The organism is Mesobacillus subterraneus, from assembly GCF_020524355.2.
GTDB lineage: Bacteria > Bacillota > Bacilli > Bacillales > Cytobacillaceae > Mesobacillus > Mesobacillus subterraneus_C.
The window spans coordinates 1294464-1317020 of record NZ_CP129019.1; the positions used below are offsets into that span (position 1 = coordinate 1294464).

Genomic DNA, 22557 nt, shown 5'->3' on the forward strand with positions numbered 1-22557 from the left:
ATAGATCAGCCTGAAGTAAGGATAGGATGATAGAGATGGTCGCAGTAGAAGAAATTACAAAATATATTGAAAATGGACAGCTTGAAAAAGCAATGGTTGCCTATCAAGAAATTCTTGAAAAGGGCAGCGACGAAGAAAAATTCCTGCTCTCTGAGGAGCTATTCCGTTTCGGTTTCATGGAAGAAACGGAGACTTTAATTGAGAGTTTATTAAAGAATTATCCCGATGAGGGCGAACTCCATGTATTGCTCGCTGAAACCCGGATCGAAATGGGCAAAGAGGAAGAGGCAATGCTTTCGCTTGAAAAAGTTGACGAAGAGGACCCTTCTTTTCCTCAAGCGCTGCTTCTATTGGCTGACCTGTATCAGATGGAAGGTCTTTTTGAAGTGAGTGAAAAAAAGCTACTTCAAGCTAAAAGGCTTTTACCGGAGGAGCCGGTCATTGATTTTGCACTTGGTGAGCTGTACGCTTCCCAGGGAAAACTTGTTGAGGCAATCGTGTATTACGAAACGGTTCTTAAGTTGCATGAAGAGATTGGCGGAGTGAACATTAACCAGCGATTGACCGAAGCGTTAAGTGCCGGCGGATCGTTTGAGGAGGCACTTCATTATTATGAAAAAGCACTTGAGCAAAAACTGGAAATTAATACATTGTTCGGTTATACTTTTACAGCATTGCAGGCAGGCTATAATAAAACGGCAATCGAAAAGTTTGAGGAACTAAAAGCCCTTGATCCTGAATACCATTCACTTTACCTTTATCTTGCCAAAGCTTACGAGCGGGAAGAACTGGTTGAAGAGGCATTCGATGCAGTGAAGCAGGGAATCGAGCAGGATGAGTTCAATAAGGATTTATACTTTTATGGCGGCAAATTAGCATTGAAAATTCCCGATGAAGAAGCTGCCGAAAAATTGCTTCGTGAAGCGATTGCTCTTGATCCAGGTTTCATGGAGGGAGTCCTTGTCCTGAACAAACTGCTGCTCAAACAGGAACGATATGAAGATGTACTTGAGCTTGTGAGGGCAGCTGACATCCACGAAGAAGAAGAGGAACCGCAAATTCTTTGGGATGAGGCAGTTGCTTACCAGCAAATGGAAGACTTTTCACAGTCATTAAACAAATACCAACTCGCATATACTTTCTTTAAAGACAACAAAGAATTTTTGACAGACTACGGATATTTTTTAATTGAAGAAGGAAAAATGGCTGACGCCGCCGAAATTTTTAGTAAGTTAGTTGAAAAAGAACCTGGCAATGAAGAATTCCGTGAATTATTGGAACGCATGACGGAGAATCAGTAAGCTTAACAAAAAAAATGAGTTATGCAGAGGAGGGATTCAAAAATGACAACCCCTGTATCTGTCAACGAGAAAAAGGATTTTATCCGCTGGTTTTTAAACCATTACCAGCTTAAAAGGCGGGAATGCGTTTGGATCCTTAACTACTTGATGAGCCATGACCAGCTGATGGAAAAAGTGCACTTTGTGGAAAATGCCCAATATTGCCCAAGGGGATTAGTGATGTCGACCCATTGCGTGGAGGAAGTGCCATTCCGGTTCTTCAAGGAAAACGTGATGACGACAGATGCTGAAAAGTCTTTCCACGACATTCGTTTGAACAGGGAAGAAGAAATTTATATCCAATTGAATTTCCACGCTTCAAACAAAGCCCATCAGTTTGCGGCCGTGCTGGAAGAAAACCCTTATGTTCCAGGTCAGCTCCAAATCAGCGAAAGTGACAAGATGGTAGCAGAGAGATTTCTTGAGGAAAGCATTCAAAAATTCCAAAAAGACAAACTGCTTACCTTGATCGATGAAGCACTGGACAGCCAGGACCAGGTAGCCTTCGAACATCTTACAGAACAATTAAAAAGATTGGGCGCAGTCAATTCGTTATAGCTTGCTTTTTATTAGCAGGCTTTTTATTTTGTCTGTTATTAGCACTTGTGTCGCTGATTTGGAGCAAAATTATTTTCTTTTGGAAAAGAACTGAACGGGCTGGTGTGAAATGTCCGAACCTTATCCAACTTCGGACAAAACAAGAGGGAAGATCCGTTGAAATGTCCGAACCTGATCCTACTTCGGACAAAACAAGAGGGAAGAACCTTTGAAATGTCCGAACCTGATCCAACTTCGGACAAAACAAGAGGGAAGATCCGTTGAAATGTCCGAACCTGATCCAACTTCGGACAAAACAAGAGGGAAGAACCTTTGAAATGTCCGAACCTGATCCAACTTCGGACAAAACACAAGGGAAGAACCTTTGAAATGTCCGAACCTGATCCTACTTCGGACAAAACAAGAGGGAAGAACCTTTGAAATGTCCGAACCTGATCCAACTTCGGACAAAACACAAGGGAAGAACCTTTGAAATGTCCGAACCTGATCCTACTTCGGACAAAACAAGAGGGAAGAACCTTTGAAATGTCCGAACCTGATCCAACTTCGGACAAAACACAAGGGAAGAACCTTTGAAATGTCCGAACCTGATCCAACTTCGGACAAAACACAAGGGAAGAACCTTTGAAATGTCCGAACCTGATCCAACTTCGGACAAAACACAAGGGAAGAACCTTTGAAATGTCCGAACCTGATCCTACTTCAGATAAAACACAAGGGAAGGTCCTTTGAAATGTCCGAACCTGATCCAACTTCGGACAAAACTCAAGGGAGAGGCCGTTGAAATGTTCGAACCTGATCCTACTTCGGACAAAACAAGAGGGAAGGTCCATTGAAATGTCCGAACCTGATCCTACTTCGGACAAAACAAGAGGGAAGGTCCATTGAAATGTCCGAACCTGATCCTACTTCGGACAAAACAAGAGGGAAGATCCGTTGAAATGTCCGAACCTGATCCTACTTCGGACAAAACAAGAGGGGAACCTGATCCAACTTCGGACAAAACAAGAGGGAAGGTCCGTTGAAATGTCCGAACCTGATTCTACTTCGGACAAAACAAGAGGGAAGGTCCGTTGAAATTTTCGAACCTGATCCAACTTCAGACAAAACCCAAGGGAAGATCCGTTGAAATGTCCGAACCTGATCCAACTTCAGACAAAGTTACAAGGGAGAATCGCGGAAGTGTCTGAACTTGCCCTTACTTCGGACAAAACTCAAGGTGGGAGCGGTTGAAGTGTCTGAACTTGCCCTCACTTCGGACAAAACCACAAGGGAGTGACCTTCGAAATGTCCGAACCAACTCTCACTTCAGATAAAACGCAATGGAGGAGCCGTGGAAATGTCCAAACCTGACAAACCATTCGAAAACGAGTTTTAATCGTGATATTATAGGTATGGATTGATTAGCAGGCTTTTCGTCGTAGAGTATCTTATGTAACTCATTTAAATAGAAACGACAGCGGCCTAATAGAATGATGGAGTTGGTTTTATGAAATGGGTGGCTGCAGATGTTGAGATGTACCAGAAAGCTGCAGAATATGTAGACACGGCGATTGTGCCGCTATTGCCAGTTTCTTTTGGGGCCGATATGAAACAAAACGCCTCGATGGCAGAGTTCATAGGAATCATTACTACACAGCTGGAAAAGCAGTTTAAAGGTCGTATCTTCTTATTTCCTGATTTTGTATACATAAAAGGACATGAAGCTAGCATAAAAGCCTTGAAGGAATGGGAAGACACTTTATTGGACAAGCAGTTCAAGCATGTGTTTTATATTACCTCTGACAGCAGCTGGAGGCAGCAAGAGAAGGAGTTAACCGGTAACCTGCTGTGGATGCCGTCATTGTCTTTGGAACATATGCAGGAGCAGCAAAAGGTGGCTATCGTGGAAGACCAGGTGAATCAGCTATTATCTTTGTTCACTGAGAAATGGCAAGAGGAGTAATCTTGATGTTATTTTTATCACTGCAAAAAATGTTTTCAACATAGTATTATATTGATTTTGTAATGAGATTGATATATCATGGTTATGTCCTAGTTTTAAAATGTGTTTAAATTATGTCCGTTGGGGACTTAACTTGGGAATAGAGGGGGGAATAGCGTGAGTAAGCATCGTGTTTCAAGACGTCAATTCTTAAACTATACTCTAACAGGTGTAGGCGGTTTCATGGCTGCAGGGATGCTGATGCCAATGGTCCGATTTGCCGTTGATCCTGTACTTAAAGGTGAGGATGCGGGAGATTTTATCGCGACACCATTGAAAATCGCAGATATCACAAATGAACCGCAAAAAGTTAACTTTTCATTCACACAAAAAGATGCATGGTATGAATCGGAAGAAACTGGAACTGCTTGGGTATTCAAGAACGAAGGCGGGGAAATTATTGCCCTGTCGCCAGTATGTAAACACCTTGGCTGTGTTGTAGACTGGAATACGGATAAGAAAAATGAAAACAGATTCTTCTGTCCTTGCCACTACGGCCTTTACGAAAAGGATGGAACAAACGTAAAGGGCACACCGCCATTGGCACCATTGGATGTATATCCAACAAAAGAAAAAGACGGGTTCCTTTATGTAGGAAAAGCCGAACCACGAAAGGGGGCGTAATCTTTGTTAAACAAAATTTACGATTGGGTAGATGAGCGTTTAGATATTACGCCTTTGTGGCGCGATATCGCAGACCATGAGGTTCCTGAGCACGTTAACCCGGCGCACCACTTTTCTGCGTTCGTGTATTGCTTTGGCGGTCTGACGTTTTTCATCACTGTCATTCAGATTCTATCAGGGATGTTCCTGACAATGTATTATGTGCCGGACATCAAGAATGCTTGGGAATCTGTTTATTATCTTCAAAACCAGGTAGCGTTTGGACAAATTGTCCGCGGAATGCATCACTGGGGTGCGAGCCTTGTTATCGTTATGATGTTCTTACATACGCTTCGCGTGTTTTTCCAGGGCGCTTATAAGAAACCTCGTGAATTGAACTGGGTTGTCGGAGTTCTGATTTTCTTCGTCATGCTGGCTCTTGGCTTGACAGGATACTTGCTTCCATGGGATATGAAAGCATTATTCGCAACTAAGGTTACATTGCAAATTGCAGAGGCTGTTCCATTGATTGGGCCTTACATTAAAATATTGCTTTCTGGACATTCAACAATTGTTGGTGCTCAAACCTTGACTCGTTTCTTCGCGATTCACGTATTCTTCCTGCCTGCTGCATTATTAGGCTTAATGGGAGCGCACTTCTTGATGATTCGTAAGCAAGGTATTTCTGGTCCATTGTAAAATTCGAATGAAAAGATTGTGCGAATTGAGTTTCGCTCAATGATACGGAAAAAGGAGGGGATTGCTCGATGCATCGTGGTAAAGGTATGAAGTTCGTAGGAGACTCTCGTGTTCCTGCTGAACGCAAGCCTAATATTCCGAAAGACTACTCGGAATACCCTGGTAAAACGGAAGCGTTTTGGCCAAACTTCCTGTTGAAGGAATGGATGGTTGGTGCGGTCTTCCTCATCGGATACTTGAGCTTGACAATTGCTCACCCGTCTCCGCTTGAGAGGATTGCCGATCCTACTGATACAGGGTATATTCCATTGCCAGACTGGTATTTCTTATTCTTATATCAATTGCTTAAATATTCTTATGCTTCCGGTCCATTTACAGTAATCGGAGCACTGGTTATTCCGGGTCTTGCTTTTGGAGCACTACTGCTGGCTCCATTTATTGACCGCGGTCCGGAACGCCGCCCATCAAAGCGTCCGCTTGCAACTGGTTTTATGCTGTTGTCGATCGCTTCAGTCTTTTACCTTACATGGGAATCTGTTGCCCACCATGACTGGGAAGCAGCAAAGAAGCAGGGGGCGATTGTCGATGTTGAGATTGACAAGAACTCTGATGGGTACAAAATTGCACAGGCGCAAACTTGTACTTCATGCCATGGCGGTGAGTTTGCCGGCGGTGCTACAGCTCCGAGTCTATTGGATAGTAAAATGAGTGCAGAAGAAATTGCTGATGTTGCCAAAAATGGTAAAGGAAGCATGCCTGCGGTCTTCAAAGGATCCGACGAGGAACTTCAGACTCTTGCTGAATTCATCGATGACCTTAGCGAGTAATATGTCAAAGAATCTGCAAGGTAACTTGCAGGTTCTTTTTTATGCCCATTGTGTAAAAAGACTGATATGGAAATTATAGCCTACATGAAGCAGCAAACTTTTTAAGGATGAATAATGGACAGGGTTTAAATTAAATACATAAAAGCACTTAACGAAAAAAGCCAAGGAAAACTTGGTTTATTTTCTATAAGCTGTAATAATAGGAATAGAAAACTTGGGAATGGAGATTTTCAAAATGATAAAAAAAAATATACCCTTTACTAGGAAATAGATCCGTATTATGGCTGTTGTTTTGGGTGAATGTTTTCGGGACTGCTTACGGGTATTATTGGTATAAGTGGCAGCTTGTCGATACTCCGCCGAAATTTCTTCTTTTCGTTCCGGATAGTCCAACTGCGAGCTTATTCTTTGTGTTCGTTTTAGGGGCATTCTTGATGGGTAAAAACTGGCCGCTTATGGAAGCGTTGGCTATCGTTAGCCTAGTCAAGTATGGCCTTTGGGCGGTAGTGATGAACTTAATGGTATTCTTCGTTTCAGGTCAGCTTGATTGGATTGGGCTAATGTTGATGGCTTCCCATTTTGCCATGGCAGTGGAAGGTGTCTTATATGCACCTTTTTATCGAATAAAACCATGGCATTTGATTGTAGCTGCAGTTGTTCTTCTACATAATGAAATCATTGATTATGTTTTTGAAATGATGCCAAGGTACCATACGCTAGATTTGTATATGGACCAGATCGGTTACTTTACATTTTGGTTAAGTATTTTCTCAATAGCCGTTGGATATTACTTCGCCCTGCGGCCGGGCCGTTTCTCACTTTCACTAAAAAACTCAAGATAACCCTTGAATTTTGGTCTAACCTTGTCCACCTTCTCATACATTTTAATAGTATTTAGAGGGGGGGGACAGGAATGAGAGCAAAATATCTATTAATCATTTCGGTGCTTTTATTATTGTTTGCGCCGTTTGCAGCATATGCAGAACCACAGTCGCCTGTTGAAGAATTGGACAATATATCAGACCAAGCATTGCAAATGGTGAAACTCCACCGATACGAAGACGCTAACAGACTGTTGAATCATTTTTCGGAAGAATTCCTGCTAGTCACAGGAGATGGAAGGCCATTCACTATGGATGAACTGCGGATTATTACTGTGGCGCATGATGAAGCTGTTGAGGCGGTAGCAAACGCTGATCTGGGACATGCTGAAAGGATGAACAGAGTTACAAAGTTCAGGCTTGTGATTGATGCGATTGCCTCCACTCATCAGCCATTATGGACAGAGATGGAAGGACCTATCATGACGGTTTTTAATGATATGAAGACTGCTGCCTATGAGGGTGACAATGATCAATTTCATTCAAACCTTAATTCTTTCCTTTCCTTATACAATGTTATATATCCTAGCCTGAAGATTGACATCAACCCGGAAAGAATCCAAAAAGTAGATGCCAAGGTCAGCTTTATCGATCAGTACCGGTCTCAGGTGTTGCAGGAAGCTTCCAGTCAAGAAGAACTAGAAGGGTTAGAATCGGATTTGCAGAACATTTTTGATGATATGACTGAGGATGAAGCAGACCCATCATTGTGGTGGGTAATGATTTCTACTGGAAGCATCATAATTCTTACATTGTCCTATGTAGGGTGGAGAAAATATAAAGGTGATTATGATAAAAAGAAAAATGTCCAAAAAGAACATAAGAATTGACACCTTATTCTAGTATTTATAAAATAGTGATAACATCAAGAGATGTAATGGGAGGTACTAGATGTCGATAATAATCTATTTTGCGCTAATTATTTTGATCCCGTTATGGGCTCAATTTAAGGTAAAAGGGGCATACAAAAAATATTCACAGGTTGCTTCTTCGTCCCAAATGACGGGTGCAGAGGTGGCGCGTAAAATCCTGGATGATAACGGTCTATACAATGTTGGCGTCGAGGAAACCAGAGGTTACTTGAGTGATCACTATGATCCACGTTCAAAGGTTGTCCGTTTATCTTCAGATAACTTTTTCGGTCATTCAGTAGCAGCAGCTGCAATTGCTTCTCACGAAGTAGGCCATGCGATGCAGGATGCTGAAGACTATGCGTTCCTCAGGTTCCGCCATGCGCTTGTTCCAGTGGCAAGCCTGGGCTCAAACTTCTCCTGGATCCTGGTCCTGATTGGTATTTTCGCTGAATTAAGCGGATTGCTGTTGCTTGGTATCCTTTTCATGACCTCAGCTGTTGTGTTCCAACTGGTAACTTTGCCGGTCGAATTCAATGCTTCGAACCGTGCAATGGAGCAAGTAGTATCAGCAGGAATCATCAGGAATGATGAAGAAAGAGAAACGAAGAAAGTATTGAATGCAGCAGCTTTGACTTATGTAGCTGCCGCAGCTGTAGCGGTACTTGAACTTGCTCGTTTAGTAATGATTTACACAGGCATGACTAGTAGTGAAGATTAAAAAAAATCCGGATAATCATCCGGATTTTTTTTATCTTTCTAGAGGCAGTTTATTTTCATCAAGCGTAAATCCTTCACCCAGGACATCGTGAACAACGGTCACAGATACAAATGCGTGGGGATCCACTGAATTAATGACACTCTTCAAGCGGACAATTTCATTTTTGGCAACCACGCAGTATAAAACATCTCTTTCTGCTCTTGTATAAGAGCCTACAGCTTTCAGGCTGGTGACGCCCCTGTCCATTTCTTTCATGATTTTGGCTGCGATATCCTCATTTTTGTCCGAGATGATCATGGCTCCCCTGGCGGCGTATGCACCTTCCTGCATGAAGTCAATTACCCTCGCTCCTACAAAAACGACTACTAGTGTATACATGGCTTCCCTGTAGTTCAAGTATGTAATTAGTGAAAGTGTTATGACACCAAAGTCAAACATGAACATTGTCCTGCCCATAGTCCATCCAAAATATTTCTGAGCCAGCCTTGCGATAATGTCGACTCCGCCTGTAGTTCCTCCGTACCGGAAAATGATTCCGAGCCCAATACCGATGAACACACCCGCAAACAAAGCCGCTAAAAATAAGTCCTCATACAATGGCATTTCAATTTGATATTTTTGGAAAATCGCCAGAAATATGGATACGCCTACAGTGCCGATAATTGTATAAATAAACACATTCCGCCCAAGCAGCTTCCATCCAATGAAAAAAAGCGGCAAGTTTAATAATAGGTTAGTAATGGAGGGGAGACCATCCAAATACGAAATAAAGCAATAGCGTAATACCGGTGAAACCACCTTCTGCAAGGTTATTCTGCATATTGAAATGAACGAGGCCGAATGAAAAAATAGCCGCACCAAACAATATGAAAAAGATATTTTTAATTTTTAGGCCGGTAAGCACGATGAATTCCTCCTAATTAGTACGACTAAAAATTACCTGATAAAGCGTCTATATTATATAAAATATAACCAACAAGGGCAATCTTTTACAGGAGGGGCATAAAGAGTCGAAATATTCTATGTTCTAAGGCCTGTTTTGTAATGAGAGTAATAGGTTGAAATAAGCTTTATTGGTGATTGCCTATGATTAGTCTGAAATAAAAATATTTGTCAAAGCACCTCCATTAAGCTAACATCGATATAGAGAAAACATACATATAAAGGTTGGGTGAGTTTCTTGAGTGGAAATAAAACAATGAAAGAACTCCAGCAGGAAGTGGATACATATATAAGCCAATTTAAAGAAGGTTACTTCAGTCCGCTTGCTTTGACTGCACGCATGACCGAGGAGCTCGGGGAGCTGGCTCGTGAGGTAAACCATTGTTATGGAGAAAAGCCAAAGAAAAATGATGAAACAGAAAAGACAATAGAAGAAGAGCTGGGAGATATGCTTTTTGTAATGATTTGTTTTGCCAACTCTTTAAATATAGACCTTGAAGAAGCTCATAATATGGTTATGGAGAAGTTCAATACAAGGGACAAGGACCGTTGGACGAGAAAAGACAGCTAAAGGAGACGAGATATATTGGAAAAAGTAAAGATTGTTATTGCAGGACCTAGAGGAAGAATGGGAAAAGAGGCTGTCAATCTAGTGCTTGGTACCGGCACATATGAACTTGTGGGAGTTGTTGACAGGAAATATGAAGGTATGAAAGTTGGCGAGCTCGAGGGTTTTCCAGCGAGCGATGCCTTAATTTATACAGATTTTGAGAAATGTCTCCAGGAAGTTGGGCCAGATGTACTAATTGACTTGACAACACCTGAGGTAGGTATGTTCCATACAAAGACCGCATTGAAATATAAAGTTCGCCCGGTAGTTGGGACAACAGGTTTCAGTAAGGAAGACCTTGAAGAACTTGAACAGTTGTGTGCTGAACAGGAAACAGGCTGCATCATCGCTCCAAACTTTGCAGTCGGGGCCGTTTTGATGATGAAATTTTCGCAAATGGCTGCCAAGTACTTCAATGACGTGGAGATTATTGAAATGCACCATGACCAGAAGCTTGATGCGCCATCTGGTACCGCAGTAAAAACGGCACAAATGATATCTGAGGTACGTGAGCAGAAAACACAAGGACATCCTGACGAAAAGGAAACCATTCAAGGTGCCCGCGGTGCGGATTATGAAGGTATGCACATACATTCCGTAAGGCTTCCTGGACTGATAGCCCACCAGCAGGTTTTATTCGGTGCTGACGGACAAACATTGACGATCCGCCATGATTCATACAATCGAAATTCTTTTATGTCAGGTGTCAAGCTTGCAGTAGATACAGTCATGAAAATGGATGCTTTTGTGTACGGATTAGAGAATATCATAGAATAGAGGAGAAACCATGAACATTGCCTTAATTGCACATGATAAAAAGAAAGATGATCTGGTAGGTTTCGCTGTCGCTTATAAGGAGATTTTTGAAGAGCATACTTTATTCGCAACCGGAACCACTGGGTTGAGGATCATTGAAGCAACGGGTTTGGAAGTGACAAGGTTTCAATCCGGTCCACTTGGCGGTGACCAGGAAATTGGTGCAAGGATTGCCAACAATCTGATGGATGCAGTGATTTTCTTCAGGGATCCATTGACTGCCCAGCCACATGAACCTGACGTGACAGCCTTGGTTCGGTTATGTGATGTATATTCGGTTCCACTTGCGACCAATATGGGAACAGCGGAGATTCTTGTAAAGGGAATTGAAAGAGGAGACCTTGGTTGGCGAAATATAGTGAAAGAAGAAACTGGTGATGAACATGGCAACAATGAAGCTTGATATACTGGCATTTGGTGCCCATGCTGATGACGTGGAAATCGGGATGGCTGGTACAATTGCAAAATATGCTGCTGAAGGTAAATCGATTGGGATTTGTGATTTGACCAAAGCAGAAATGTCTTCAAATGGAACTGTAGAGATCAGGAGCAGAGAAGCAGAAGAAGCAGCTGGCATTCTTGGAGTGAAGATGAGAGAAGCGCTTGATATGCCTGATAGAGGTTTATATTTAAAGGAAGAATACATAAAGAAAATTGTTAGAGTGATCAGGCGAAACACACCGGACATAGTTTTTGCACCTTATTTTGATGACCGTCATCCTGACCATGGCAGCTGTGCCCGCCTTGTTGAGGAGGCGGTCTTTTCGGCAGCAGTAAGAAAATATGATGAAGAGAGCGGGCTAAAGCCACACAGGCCAAAAGCTTTATATTTTTATATGATCAATGGATTCCATAAACCTGATTTTCTAGTTGATGTATCGGATCATATCCATTTAAAAATCAATGCACTGAATGCTTACAAAAGCCAGTTCATGAAAGGGGCAGGCACATTTGACACCCCGCTTGTGAACGGCTATATCGAAACAGTAGAGGCACGCGAGAAATTATTCGGCAAGGAAGCTGGTGTCGCATACGCAGAAGGCTTTGTGTCCAAAAAACCAATGTTAATCCACAAGGATTTGTTAGGGGAAGGAAAATGAAGAAACTTAAAATAGGCATCACTTGCTATCCCACGGTAGGTGGTTCTGGTGTTGTCGCAACAGAACTCGGGAAGCTGCTGGCGGAGAAAGGTCATGAGATTCATTTCATCTCCTCGAGTCTTCCTTTTCGCCTGAAAAAAATGTACCGAAATATTTATTCTCATGAAGTTGAAGTCAATCAATACTCAGTCTTTCAATACCCTCCATATGATATTGCGCTGACCAGCAAGATTGCAGAGGTCGCAGTTTTGGAGAATTTAGATGTTCTTCACGTCCATTATGCCATTCCTCATGCTGTGTGTGCTATATTGGCTCGCCAGATGAGCGGGCGTGATTTGAAGATTGTCACAACGCTTCATGGCACGGATATTACTGTACTTGGATACGATCCATCACTCACTGATGCCATACGATTCGGGATTGAAAAATCGGATTACGTTACAGCTGTGTCCAATTCTCTCATCCAGCAAACTCATGATTTGATCAAACCAAACAAAGAAATTGGCTGTGTGTACAACTTCATAGACACTCGGATCAATAAACGGACAGATTCCTCAGAACTAAGAAATGAATTTGGAATCCTTCCTGAAGAGAAAGTGGTCATCCATGTATCCAATTTCCGACCTGTTAAAAGAGTCCAGGATGTGATCAAAACATTCGCAGGCATCGCAGAAAAAATGCCGGCTAAGCTTTTACTTGTAGGGGATGGACCGGAAATGAAGATTGTATGCAATCTTGCGAGTGAATTGGGGATTCGCGACAAAGTCCTGCTGCTTGGAAAACAGGAGAGGGTAGAGGAACTATATTCATTAAGTGATTTGATGCTTCTTCTCTCCGAAAAGGAAAGTTTCGGGTTAGTAGCTTTAGAAGCAATGGCTTGCGGCGTCCCTTGTATTGGTACGAATGTAGGAGGTATACCTGAAGTGATTGTGGACGGAAAGACAGGTTACATTTGCGAATTAGGACATATCGAAGAGATAACGGAAAAAGCTATTGAATTACTCTCAAATCCGGAAATTCACAAGCAATTTGCGGAGAACTCGATTGAACGGGCAGAAAAGAGCTTTAGCGCTGAACAAATAGTATCTGAATATGAAAGCATCTACTATAATCTCATTAGGCAGGATCAACAATGATTGGTCAGCCATTCATACAGGCAGTGCCTGTCCTTAAGTTAATTGAGGATGCTGGGTATGAAGCGTATTTTGTCGGCGGGTCTGTCAGGGATTACATCCTCGGTCGCGAAATATCCGATGTTGATATAGCTACTTCAGCATTACCGGAGGAGCTAAAAGGAATTTTCCCTAAAACTACTGATGTAGGAATTGAACATGGAACCATTCTTGTACATTATAAAGGTGAGCATTATGAAATAACGACCTTCCGTTCCGAGCAAGGGTATAGCGACTTCAGAAGACCGGACAAAGTTTCTTTTATCCGGTCATTAAATGAGGATCTCCAGCGGCGTGACTTCACGATGAATGCAATAGCTATGGACAAAGAAGGGACCATAATTGATCCTTTTTCGGGCAAAGATGCGATAAATAAAAAAGAAATTGTGACAGTAGGCAATCCGGATGAACGTTTCGGTGAAGATGCATTGAGGATGCTGAGGGCTGTTAGATTCCAGTCACAATTATCTTTTTCGATTGGAAAACAGACCCTGGAATCGCTTGCGGGTCTCTGTCATCTACTGGAAAACATAGCGGTAGAACGCAAAACTGTAGAATTCGAGAAATTGCTTATTGGGCCAGACAGAAGCGAAGCGGTCCAATTGCTGGCGAAGAGTGGGATGATTCAATATTTGCCTGGATTGAAAGGTCGTAAGGAAGAAGTAATACGTTTTTCAAAACTATTTAGAGAAAAAATCCAGTTAGTGGAATCATGGGTTCTGCTGGTATCTGAATTAGGACTGAAGGATAAAGAAATTGACGGATTTCTGAGAGGATGGAAGCTTCCAGTCCAAAAAACTAAAAGGATCAAACAAATTCATTCTTTGTTAGTATATCGTCTCGAAAATGATTGGAAATTGGAATCGATTTATAATGCAGGGCTGGAAGATGCCATTAGCGCTGAAATAGTGTATGCCTCCCTTAAAAATATCAGTGACAGCACTGAAACAATCAGGGAATTGCATGGGGTGCTTCCAATTAAGCATCGAAAGGAATTGAATGTTACGGGGAATGATGTTATGTCCTGGCTGAACAGACAGCCTGGTCCCTGGCTGCGAGAGTTTCTTGAGGAAATCGAACGTTCTGTAATTTATGGCATCGTGCCAAATGAGAAGGAGAAAATAAAGGAATGGCTGAGCGCGTCCAATCTGAGATCAGAAAGAAATTGATAGATGCTTTTACGAAAAATGAAACTGAATATCTATCCGGGCAACATCTGGCTGACATTGCCGGCTGTACACGTACCGCGGTGTGGAAGCATATCGAGGAGCTTCGCAAGGAAGGTTTTGAATTTGAGGCGGTCAGAAGAAAAGGATACAAAATCATTTCAATTCCTGACAATATGTCCGCAGATAAAATAACCCTCGGTTTAAACACTGAATTTCTTGGCAGGAATTTGCACTATCATGACAGCGTGGAGTCCACTCAAAAAATTGCTTATAAACTTGCTTATGATCGTGCTGAAGAGGGAACTGTGGTGATTGCTGAAGAGCAAACTGCAGGGAGAGGGAGGATGGACCGGAAATGGCATTCTCCCAAATTAACAGGTATATGGATGAGCATCATCCTCAGGCCGAAAATCCCAATCCCAAAGGCTCCGCAGCTGACCTTGATCACTGCAGTGGGAGTTGTGCAGGCTATAGAGGAAGTAACAGGCCTATTGCCAGAAATAAAATGGCCGAATGATATTCTCATTAACGGCAAGAAAATTACCGGAATCCTAACTGAGCTTCAGGCTGAATCAGATCGGATTAATTCAATCATTATTGGAATCGGCATCAACGTCAATTCAGGCACAGAAGATTTCCCTGAAGATATCCGAACAATCGCTTCGTCGCTCGCCATTGAATCTGGAAAAATCGTAAACAGAGAAAAGTTGATCAGGACCATACTTGAAAAATTAGAAAAACTGTATTTGCTTTATCTGGAAAAAGGCTTTTTCCCGATAAAGCTAATGTGGGAAAGCTACGCTATAAGCATCGGCAAGCAAATTACTGCAAGAACCCTGAATGGGGAAATCAAAGGGAAAGCCATCGGGATTACTGAAGACGGAGTTCTTTTGATTGAGGATGCAAAAGGGGAAATTCACAACATTTACTCCGCAGATATTCAGATAGAAGGTTAATACACTTATATAGCCAAAAAAGCAGTCATTTGCTATAATCAATCTGGGCGGTATCGAGAGAACTGCACCTTGTTGATTTATTTTATAAAAAAATAGTTCTGCCTGGATCCGGAAGCGGACTGGGACAGAGGGATGAAACAAGTACAGGCTTCAAAGGGTCCTTCTGGCATAGATGGGCCCTTTTTTAGTGTCTGGCATTGATGGATTGTTTTATCTCCTCTTCAAAAAAAGGGAGGAACGAAAATGAAACAAACAACTGATTTCTTAAAAATGAAGCAAACAGGCAACAAGATCGTCATGGTGACAGCCTACGATTATCCTTCAGCCAAGCATGCCGAACAGGCCGAAGCTGATTTAATCCTTGTAGGCGATTCCCTTGGAATGGTGGTGCTCGGCTATGATTCGACTATACCAGTGACAATGGAGGACATGATCCACCATTCGAAAGCTGTCAGGCGAGGAGCAGGCAATACATTCATCGTTGTCGATTTGCCATTTATGAGTTATCATCTGTCAGTCAAAGACACGCTTATAAACGCTGCAAGAATCATGCAGGAAACAGGGGCAAATGCCGTAAAATTAGAGGGTGCTGATGAGGTCATTTATCATATAAACGCACTGACCAAGGCAGGAGTTCCTGTAGTAGCGCATCTTGGCCTCACTCCGCAGTCTGTCGGGGTACTAGGTGGTTATAAAGTCCAGGGGCGAAGCGCTGATGCAGCAAAAAAATTAATTGATGACGCAAAAAAATGCGAAGAGGCAGGAGCCTTTGCAGTCGTGCTCGAATGCGTCCCTAAACAGATAGCCGAACAGGTCAGCCAGGCCATTACTATCCCGACGATAGGTATCGGGGCGGGAGCGGAGGTTGACGGACAGGTACTTGTATACCACGATATAATCACTTATGGCGTGGACAGGGTACCTAAATTTGTGAAACAATATACGAATGTGAATGAACTAATCTCTTCCGGGCTCAGTGCCTATGTTGCAGAAGTAAGGCTTAAGGCCTTCCCGGAAGATAAACATAGCTTTACCATGAAAGAAGAAGAATTGCAGGCATTGTACGGGGGAAAAGAATGAAAATCATTAGAACAATCACCGAGATGCAGGAACAGATGCAAAAAATGAAATCTGAAGGTAAATCCATTGGTTATGTTCCAACCATGGGTTTCCTGCATGAAGGACATATATCATTGATGAAGACGGCGCGTCCGGAAAATGACGTTCTTGTCCTGAGCATTTTCGTGAATCCCCTTCAATTCGGTCCTGCGGAGGATCTGGACGCCTATCCACGTGATTTCGAACGTGACCATCTAATTGCGGAGGATCAGGGAGTAGATTTCATTTTCTATCCATCTGTTGAGGAAATGTATCCGGATAATGCTTCGGTAAAAGTAACTGTAGTTGACCGCACAAATGTCCTTTGCGGTAAATCAAGGCCCGGACATTTTGACGGGGTAGCAACTGTCTTAATCAAGCTGTTTAATATCATCCAGCCAACGAGGGCATATTTTGGCCTCAAGGATGCACAGCAGGTCGCTGTCGTCGATGGTCTGATCAAGGATTTCAATTTTTCAATAGAATTGATTCAGGTTGAAACAGTTCGTGAAGAGGATGACCTTGCAAAAAGTTCGAGGAATGTCTATCTAAGGGAAGATGAAAGACAGCAGGCAGTTGAACTTAGCAGAAGCCTGGAGATGGCGAGGCTCTCCATTGGAAGAGGCGAAAGAAATCCGGATGAACTTGTTGGAATGATGAAACATCATATCCATGAGAATACGTCAGGTATCGTTGATTATATTGAAATCTATTCTTATCCTGAGCTGCAAGAGTTAGAGACAGTGAAGGGAAAAGTGATCATTGCCCTTGCGGTGAAGTTTTTGAAGGCAAGGCTGATTGACAACATCATTTTAGAAGTAGAATAATTTATTTAGGGGGATTATATTCCATGTTCCGCACCATGATGAATGCTAAAATACATCGAGCTAGAGTAACTGAAGCCAATTTGAACTATGTCGGCAGCATCACGATCGACACCGATATCCTCGACGCAGTCGGGATGGTAGGTAATGAAAAGGTTCAAATTGTTAACAATAACAATGGAGCGCGTTTCGAAACTTATATTATTCCTGGGGAAAGAGGGAGCGGAGTGGTTTGCCTGAATGGTGCAGCAGCACGTCTAGTTCATGAAGGTGACGTTGTAATCATCATCTCCTATGCGCTTGTCCCTGAAGAGAAGGTTCTGTCTCACCAGCCAAAAGTAGCATTGATGGATGAGAATAACCGCATAGTTGAAATGCTCCATGCTGAACCTGAAAGAACGGTTTTCCTATAGAGCCAGAAAACTCCCGGATCATCGGGAGTTTTTTCATACGGCAATCAACGAAAAAAGAATAATCCAAAAGAGACAGTAATGGTAATAATAGGGGTAGGACTGTAAGGGGAAAGTTTCTGAGTTGGGACGATACCGCCTGTCACGCTTCCACTTTCATATATTTTATGATACGGTTTTGTTTGACTGAATGTTAGAGGTGTATTGAAGAATGAGCCAAAAATTTGTGGTTGTAGATTTAGAAACAACGGGCAACTCTCCTAAAAAGGGGGACCGTATAATACAATTTGGAGCAGTGGTCATAGAGGATGGGAAGATCGTTGACCGATTCTCCTCGCTTGTTAATCCTTTGCAGGAGATTCCTGCTTTTATTGAAGAGTTGACAGGAATTTCTGAATCAATGGTAAAGGATGCTCCATTATTTGAGAAAATCGCTCCACACGTTTCTGATATGCTTGAAGATGCTTATTTCGTGGCTCATAATGTCTTATTTGATCTTTCTTTTTTACAAGAAGAATTATTAAAGTCAGGTCAGGAAAGTTTTTATGGACCAGTTATAGATACTGTGGAAATGGCAAGAATCCTGTATCCGACTGCTGACAGTTATAAACTGACTGATTTAGCCGCAAGGGAAGGCTTGCATCATGACCGCCCTCACCAAGCCGATAGTGATGCTCAAGTGACGGCAGAGTTGCTTCTGATTATGCTTGAAGATTTAAACGCTTTGCCGATCGTCACAGTCAAGGAACTGGCAAAGCTTTCAGAAGGACTTAAGAGTGACCTTCACTTAATATTTGATGATGTTTTAAATGTGAAGGAGCGTAGTCTTGAGGTCTTGCCTGAACAGATTGAGGTTTACCGTGGGATTGCCTTGAAAAAGAGAGTCGAGACCCGCAAATTTACCCAAAGTGCTGTTGTGTATCCCGAATCAGTGGAGGATAAGAAGTCTTTACTCCAAAAGGCATTTTCAGGATATGAGATCAGGCATGGACAGTTTGAGATGATGGACTGCGTTCGTGAAGCATTCTCACACGATGGCCATGCTCTGATTGAAGCGGGAACAGGTGTAGGAAAGTCACTTGGTTATTTGATACCAGCAGCAATTTTTTCATTGGAGAGTAACAATCCGGTTGTAATTAGTACATACACAACACAGCTTCAGGAACAGCTTCTATTCAATGACATCCCAAAACTGGGTAAGGTATTGGGTACAACCATTAATGCATCGTTGATTAAAGGCAGGAACAACTATATTAGCATGGCCCGGTTTGAGCACTCTCTGAGGGAGTTAGAGGAGAATTACGATACAGCCCTAACTAAAATGCAAATCCTAGTCTGGCTTACGCAAACAGAAACTGGAGACTTTGATGAACTTAATTTGTCCAGCGGAGGCATGCTATTCTGGAGTAAAGTGAAAAATGAACGCGCGCTTTTCCTCAAGACGAAGCACTGGGAGGATTATGATTTTTATCAAAGGGCAATTGAAGAAGCGCATAATGCGGATATTTTGATCACTAACCATTCCATGCTGCTTGCCGACCTTGTTTCCGAGAAGGGTCCGCTGCCGAATTATGACTATGCAGTACTTGATGAGGGTCATCAATTCGAGAAGGCGGCAGGAAAGTATTTTGGCAAGTCACTGGACTATCTGGCAGTCAGGCTTGTACTTAATCAGCTTGGTTTATATGAACAAAATCAGTTGTTCTATAAATTGGAGACATTGATTAACAATATTGGCTATGCGGGAAACAGCAGGCTTCATACGTTTGAAATCAATCAGTTGATATCTGATTTGGTATATGAAACAGAAGAACTCTTCAAGCTTGCAGGAACTTATGCCAGAAAAGCGGTGAAGAATAAATCTTATGGCAGCAAATTGAATGCAAGCATGGTTCCGGACAAGGATAACCGTATTTGGACTGCATTGAAAACAACCGCAGAAAGATTTTATTTCCTCTTAAAAGATTTAATCACCAGTCTGGAAGGAAGACTTGATGAGGCGGGGAAAAGCCCTCATCGTTATACCGCAATGCAGCAATCAATTCTTGAAGAGGTTGTTTCAGTTACAGAAGACTTGGAAAAAATCCGAATTACGGCTAGAACGCTTTTTATAGATGAAAGTGGGTATGTAAGATGGATTGAGGCAGATACGAGGGCTTTGCAAAATTCTACGACCATTTTTTCACGCCCTGTTTATGTATCTGATTATTTGTCAGAACAATTCTTTTCAACAAAAAGAAGCGTTGTTGTTACATCAGCAACCCTCTCTGTGAATAACTCCTTCACCTTTATTAAAAAGGAATTGGGACTGCGAAATACGCTGATGGAAAAGCAAATTCCATCGCCATTTTCCTATGAGTCCCAGGTCAAGCTCATTGTCCCTGATGACTTGCCGGATATAAAGTCTGTATCTAATGATGATTATGTGGCAGCCATAACAGAACATATCATTTCAATTGCAGAAGCAACTAAAGGCAGAATGCTGATATTGTTCACATCTCATGAAATGCTGAAAAAGACTTACGAACTGATAAAGGATAGCGGCCTTCTTGAAGAATTTATTCTGATTGCCCAGGGGATTACTGCTGGCAGCAGAACAAGGCTGACAAGGAACTTCAAACGGTTCGACAAAGCGATTTTATTCGGCACCAGCAGTTTCTGGGAAGGTGTTGATATTCCAGGTGAGGATCTATCATGCTTGATAATCGTGAGACTTCCATTCACACCACCTGATGATCCAATAACAGCTGCAAAGTGTGCGTTAATCAAGGAAAACGGCGGTAGCCCATTCTCTGAATTATCCCTGCCTGAAGCCGTCCTGAGATTTAAGCAAGGGTTTGGAAGGCTAATCCGGACATCAAACGATAGAGGCCTTATTTTTATTTTTGATCGAAGGCTTGTTACCACATCTTATGGAAGAGCCTTTTTACAATCGGTACCTGATGTTCCTGTCGAAAAAGGATCTGTAACAGAAATAGTCGACATGATTCATGATTGGCTTTAGTCCTGTTGCGTGAAAGATAACATAGAACTTCTTTTTTTAAAATGCTTTTTATAATTTCAGCTAAATGACGCACTCTAAAGCTAGAAGTAATTGGAGGAGTGTACATGAAGCTGTTAGTAGCAATCCTGGCATTTATGAATTGGTATTATTTCCCTTATGAATCTCCTTCTGCTCCTGTTGAGGTTGAAGGGGTAGATGTCAATCTAAAAAGAAACGAACTGGCTTATACATTTTTAGCAATAAGCGATGGAGAGGCCGCACTGATTCAGCATGCTAATGGCGAGAACATACTGGTGAATACAGGTGGCGATGGAACATTCAAAGAACTTGAGCGGCTGCTTACGCTTTTTCATGTTAATGAATTATCGACGATTATCTTAACAGAGAATGCGGGGCATGAAAACCTCGATCAAATAATCCAGAAATATCATGTCCAGAGAATATTTACAGGAAAAGCTGGCAATCAGGTTCTATCTGAAACTCCAATCCCGACAGAAGTGAAGGTCCAAAGCTGGAAGCAGGGAGATTTGATAAAACTAGTGCCAGGGCTGACTGCAGAAGTCATTTTCGATGGCAGTGAAGAAAAAGAAGGAACAGACATCTCTTTTCAATTCTTCCATCATCAAATTTTTTATATTAGTTCAGCTAGTCATGCTTCTGAACAAGCATTTCTTGCAGAACCATTGAAGAATGTCAATATTGTCAAAGTGCCGTTTTTTGCTGCAAAAGGGTCTTTTTCAGATTTGTTGATCGAGCATCTCGACCCTCAGCTAGCAATCATCTTCAAATCGAATTCGATTAAACCTGATCCGGATTTAGTGGAGATGCTGCATGAAGCCTGGATTGATGTTTATTTCACAAAGCAGCATGGTACTGTTACAATTAAGCTTACCGATTCCACCTATGATGTCATCACGATATTTAGTGAAGAATAATAGCTGTTTTGATGTGCAGTGAATTTATATTATTTTCGCTGGAAATTCATGTCGAAATCATAAATGGGGCAAAGAAAAACTGCGCAAATCGCGCAGCCATTTTTGATGTGTGGACTAGATAAGTTTTTTGAATTGTTCGGTGTGCGGCACTTACTCTTACCAGTGAGGATCATCCCCTGATATAATGAGTGGTGTTAATTGTATTATTGCCATCTGAACGCTCATATATAAATGACAAAAATTGTGTGAAGGGAGAGGTAGCGGACATGGAAAGCAAAATTGAAGTAGTTTCGACTGTAAAAGTACAGAATAGTCCTGATTTGTATAAAATTGTAGATGCACTAAACAGAACTTTAAAACGCGATGACCTCATGTTTGGTCTTGCATTGGATCAGGACGATAAAGAAAAAGCAATATTCACTATTTATCGTACTTGATTAATTCAGCTGTTGTCTTGATTAGTCATTGTAATTGAGCATACATAAAGAAGGGGATACAAGTGAAGAAATGGATATTATTCAGTATCCTCATTGTTGTTACAATTGTGGGGATTCTGGTCAATGTATACTTAAACGCGGTTGAGCCAGTGAAGGCAGCTGAAAAAGAGGCTGTCCAAATTGCCTTAAAAGAAACGAACCTATCAGATTTTACAAACTTCAGTTTGTATAGTGGTGAAGAGACGTATTATGTGATGATGGGTAAGAATTCCAAGCAGGAAGATGTTTATGTTTGGATCAATGAAAAAAACAGTGAAGTTATCACAAGAAATGTAAAAAATGGTATCACGAAAAAAGAAGCTTTAAATAAACTATATCAGGAAAAAAATCCTAACGAAATTATTGATGTAAGGCTCGGTATGGCTAGAATTCAAAAGACGGACAGGCCGGCATGGGAAATATTTTACCGGAACAGTAACGATACAATAAATTATTATTATGTCGATTTTGATACGGGTGAGAAACTGAGAGCCATTGATAATTTGTGATTCCATTTTGCGAATTTTTGATTCAAGAAGTTGATGGACAATACGAAATTAAGAAATTAATAATAGCCATAT

23 protein-coding genes and 1 pseudogene are annotated in these 22557 nt (G+C 41.8%); 23 read left to right on the forward strand and 1 reads right to left on the reverse strand.

All coding sequences use genetic code 11. The features are described from left to right. Positions 1-35 precede the first annotated feature (35 nt). The 9 genes from LC048_RS06540 to LC048_RS06580 all read left to right on the forward strand — a co-directional run bounded on the left by LC048_RS06540 (position 36) and on the right by LC048_RS06580 (position 8464). Positions 36-1301 carry a tetratricopeptide repeat protein gene (locus LC048_RS06540; protein ID WP_306049772.1) on the forward strand — a complete coding sequence of 422 codons (1266 nt, stop codon included), beginning with the start codon at positions 36-38 and terminating at the stop codon, positions 1299-1301. A 42-nt stretch (positions 1302-1343) separates the two neighbouring features. Further along, positions 1344-1898, forward strand: a complete 555-nt coding sequence (locus tag LC048_RS06545) for a ReoY family proteolytic degradation factor (protein WP_226602254.1) — start codon at positions 1344-1346, stop codon at positions 1896-1898. Between the two features lie 1489 nt (positions 1899-3387). Further along, positions 3388-3843 carry a YpiF family protein gene (locus LC048_RS06550; RefSeq protein ID WP_226602257.1) on the forward strand — a complete coding sequence of 152 codons (456 nt, stop codon included), beginning with the start codon at positions 3388-3390 and terminating at the stop codon, positions 3841-3843. Between the two features lie 156 nt (positions 3844-3999). Next, on the forward strand, positions 4000-4506 hold the full coding sequence (locus LC048_RS06555) for a QcrA and Rieske domain-containing protein (RefSeq protein WP_306049775.1): 507 nt from the start codon (positions 4000-4002) through the stop codon (positions 4504-4506). A gap of 3 nt (positions 4507-4509) precedes the next feature. Continuing rightward, positions 4510-5184 carry a menaquinol-cytochrome c reductase cytochrome b subunit gene (gene qcrB, locus LC048_RS06560; protein ID WP_102263395.1) on the forward strand — a complete coding sequence of 225 codons (675 nt, stop codon included), beginning with the start codon at positions 4510-4512 and terminating at the stop codon, positions 5182-5184. A 68-nt stretch (positions 5185-5252) separates the two neighbouring features. Continuing rightward, positions 5253-6011: a menaquinol-cytochrome c reductase cytochrome b/c subunit gene (locus LC048_RS06565; RefSeq protein WP_306049778.1), complete on the forward strand. Its 759-nt coding sequence runs from the start codon at positions 5253-5255 to the stop codon at positions 6009-6011. Positions 6012-6259: 248 nt separating this feature from the next. Beyond that, positions 6260-6853, forward strand: coding sequence for a lipoprotein heptaprenylglyceryl N-acetyltransferase LhaT (locus LC048_RS06570; RefSeq protein ID WP_306050464.1), 594 nt, complete (start codon positions 6260-6262; stop codon positions 6851-6853). A 71-nt stretch (positions 6854-6924) separates the two neighbouring features. After that, the gene (ypjB, locus tag LC048_RS06575) at positions 6925-7722 is read left to right on the forward strand and encodes a sporulation protein YpjB (protein WP_306049780.1); all 798 of its coding nucleotides are present in this window, start codon (positions 6925-6927) and stop codon (positions 7720-7722) included. A gap of 61 nt (positions 7723-7783) precedes the next feature. Then, on the forward strand, positions 7784-8464 hold the full coding sequence (locus LC048_RS06580; RefSeq protein ID WP_306049782.1) for a zinc metallopeptidase: 681 nt from the start codon (positions 7784-7786) through the stop codon (positions 8462-8464). A 30-nt stretch (positions 8465-8494) separates the two neighbouring features. Here LC048_RS06580 and LC048_RS06585 read toward each other — a convergent pair. Continuing rightward, a pseudogene (locus LC048_RS06585) lies at positions 8495-9368 on the reverse strand (YitT family protein). Between the two features lie 294 nt (positions 9369-9662). Between LC048_RS06585 and LC048_RS06590 the strand changes: the two are divergent. The 14 genes from LC048_RS06590 (at position 9663) to LC048_RS06655 (ending at position 22485) form a co-directional block, all read left to right on the forward strand. Next, on the forward strand, positions 9663-9977 hold the full coding sequence (locus LC048_RS06590; protein WP_226602373.1) for a nucleotide pyrophosphohydrolase: 315 nt from the start codon (positions 9663-9665) through the stop codon (positions 9975-9977). Positions 9978-9992: 15 nt separating this feature from the next. After that, positions 9993-10793, forward strand: a complete 801-nt coding sequence (dapB, locus tag LC048_RS06595; RefSeq protein WP_226602262.1) for a 4-hydroxy-tetrahydrodipicolinate reductase — start codon at positions 9993-9995, stop codon at positions 10791-10793. Between the two features lie 10 nt (positions 10794-10803). Further along, entirely contained in the window at positions 10804-11235 is a 432-nt protein-coding gene (mgsA, locus tag LC048_RS06600; RefSeq protein ID WP_226602263.1) for a methylglyoxal synthase, read from the forward strand. Next, entirely contained in the window at positions 11216-11932 is a 717-nt protein-coding gene (gene bshB1, locus LC048_RS06605; RefSeq protein ID WP_371932047.1) for a bacillithiol biosynthesis deacetylase BshB1, read from the forward strand. Before mgsA ends, bshB1 begins: the two co-directional genes overlap by 20 nt. Next, complete coding sequence (gene bshA, locus LC048_RS06610; RefSeq protein ID WP_306049784.1) at positions 11929-13068, forward strand: N-acetyl-alpha-D-glucosaminyl L-malate synthase BshA; 1140 nt, start codon at positions 11929-11931, stop codon at positions 13066-13068. The genes bshB1 and bshA overlap by 4 nt, the downstream gene beginning before the upstream one ends. After that, positions 13065-14273, forward strand: coding sequence for a CCA tRNA nucleotidyltransferase (locus LC048_RS06615; RefSeq protein WP_264188405.1), 1209 nt, complete (start codon positions 13065-13067; stop codon positions 14271-14273). The genes bshA and LC048_RS06615 overlap by 4 nt, the downstream gene beginning before the upstream one ends. Continuing rightward, on the forward strand, positions 14234-15229 hold the full coding sequence (locus tag LC048_RS06620) for a biotin--[acetyl-CoA-carboxylase] ligase (protein WP_226602265.1): 996 nt from the start codon (positions 14234-14236) through the stop codon (positions 15227-15229). Before LC048_RS06615 ends, LC048_RS06620 begins: the two co-directional genes overlap by 40 nt. Positions 15230-15472: 243 nt before the next feature. After that, positions 15473-16309 (forward strand): 3-methyl-2-oxobutanoate hydroxymethyltransferase, encoded by an 837-nt coding sequence (gene panB / locus LC048_RS06625; RefSeq protein ID WP_226602266.1) that lies wholly within the window; start codon positions 15473-15475, stop codon positions 16307-16309. Further along, positions 16306-17154, forward strand: coding sequence for a pantoate--beta-alanine ligase (gene panC, locus LC048_RS06630; RefSeq protein WP_306049787.1), 849 nt, complete (start codon positions 16306-16308; stop codon positions 17152-17154). The genes panB and panC overlap by 4 nt, the downstream gene beginning before the upstream one ends. A gap of 23 nt (positions 17155-17177) precedes the next feature. Beyond that, positions 17178-17564, forward strand: coding sequence for an aspartate 1-decarboxylase (gene panD / locus LC048_RS06635; protein ID WP_226602268.1), 387 nt, complete (start codon positions 17178-17180; stop codon positions 17562-17564). A gap of 208 nt (positions 17565-17772) precedes the next feature. Then, positions 17773-20565, forward strand: a complete 2793-nt coding sequence (gene dinG / locus LC048_RS06640) for an ATP-dependent DNA helicase DinG (protein ID WP_306049789.1) — start codon at positions 17773-17775, stop codon at positions 20563-20565. A 104-nt stretch (positions 20566-20669) separates the two neighbouring features. After that, on the forward strand, positions 20670-21500 hold the full coding sequence (locus tag LC048_RS06645; protein ID WP_226602270.1) for a ComEC/Rec2 family competence protein: 831 nt from the start codon (positions 20670-20672) through the stop codon (positions 21498-21500). A gap of 266 nt (positions 21501-21766) precedes the next feature. Next, on the forward strand, positions 21767-21937 hold the full coding sequence (locus LC048_RS06650) for a YpmA family protein (RefSeq protein ID WP_084135367.1): 171 nt from the start codon (positions 21767-21769) through the stop codon (positions 21935-21937). A gap of 62 nt (positions 21938-21999) precedes the next feature. After that, positions 22000-22485, forward strand: a complete 486-nt coding sequence (locus LC048_RS06655) for a cell wall elongation regulator TseB-like domain-containing protein (protein ID WP_226602271.1) — start codon at positions 22000-22002, stop codon at positions 22483-22485. The last annotated feature ends 72 nt before the right edge of the window (positions 22486-22557 follow it).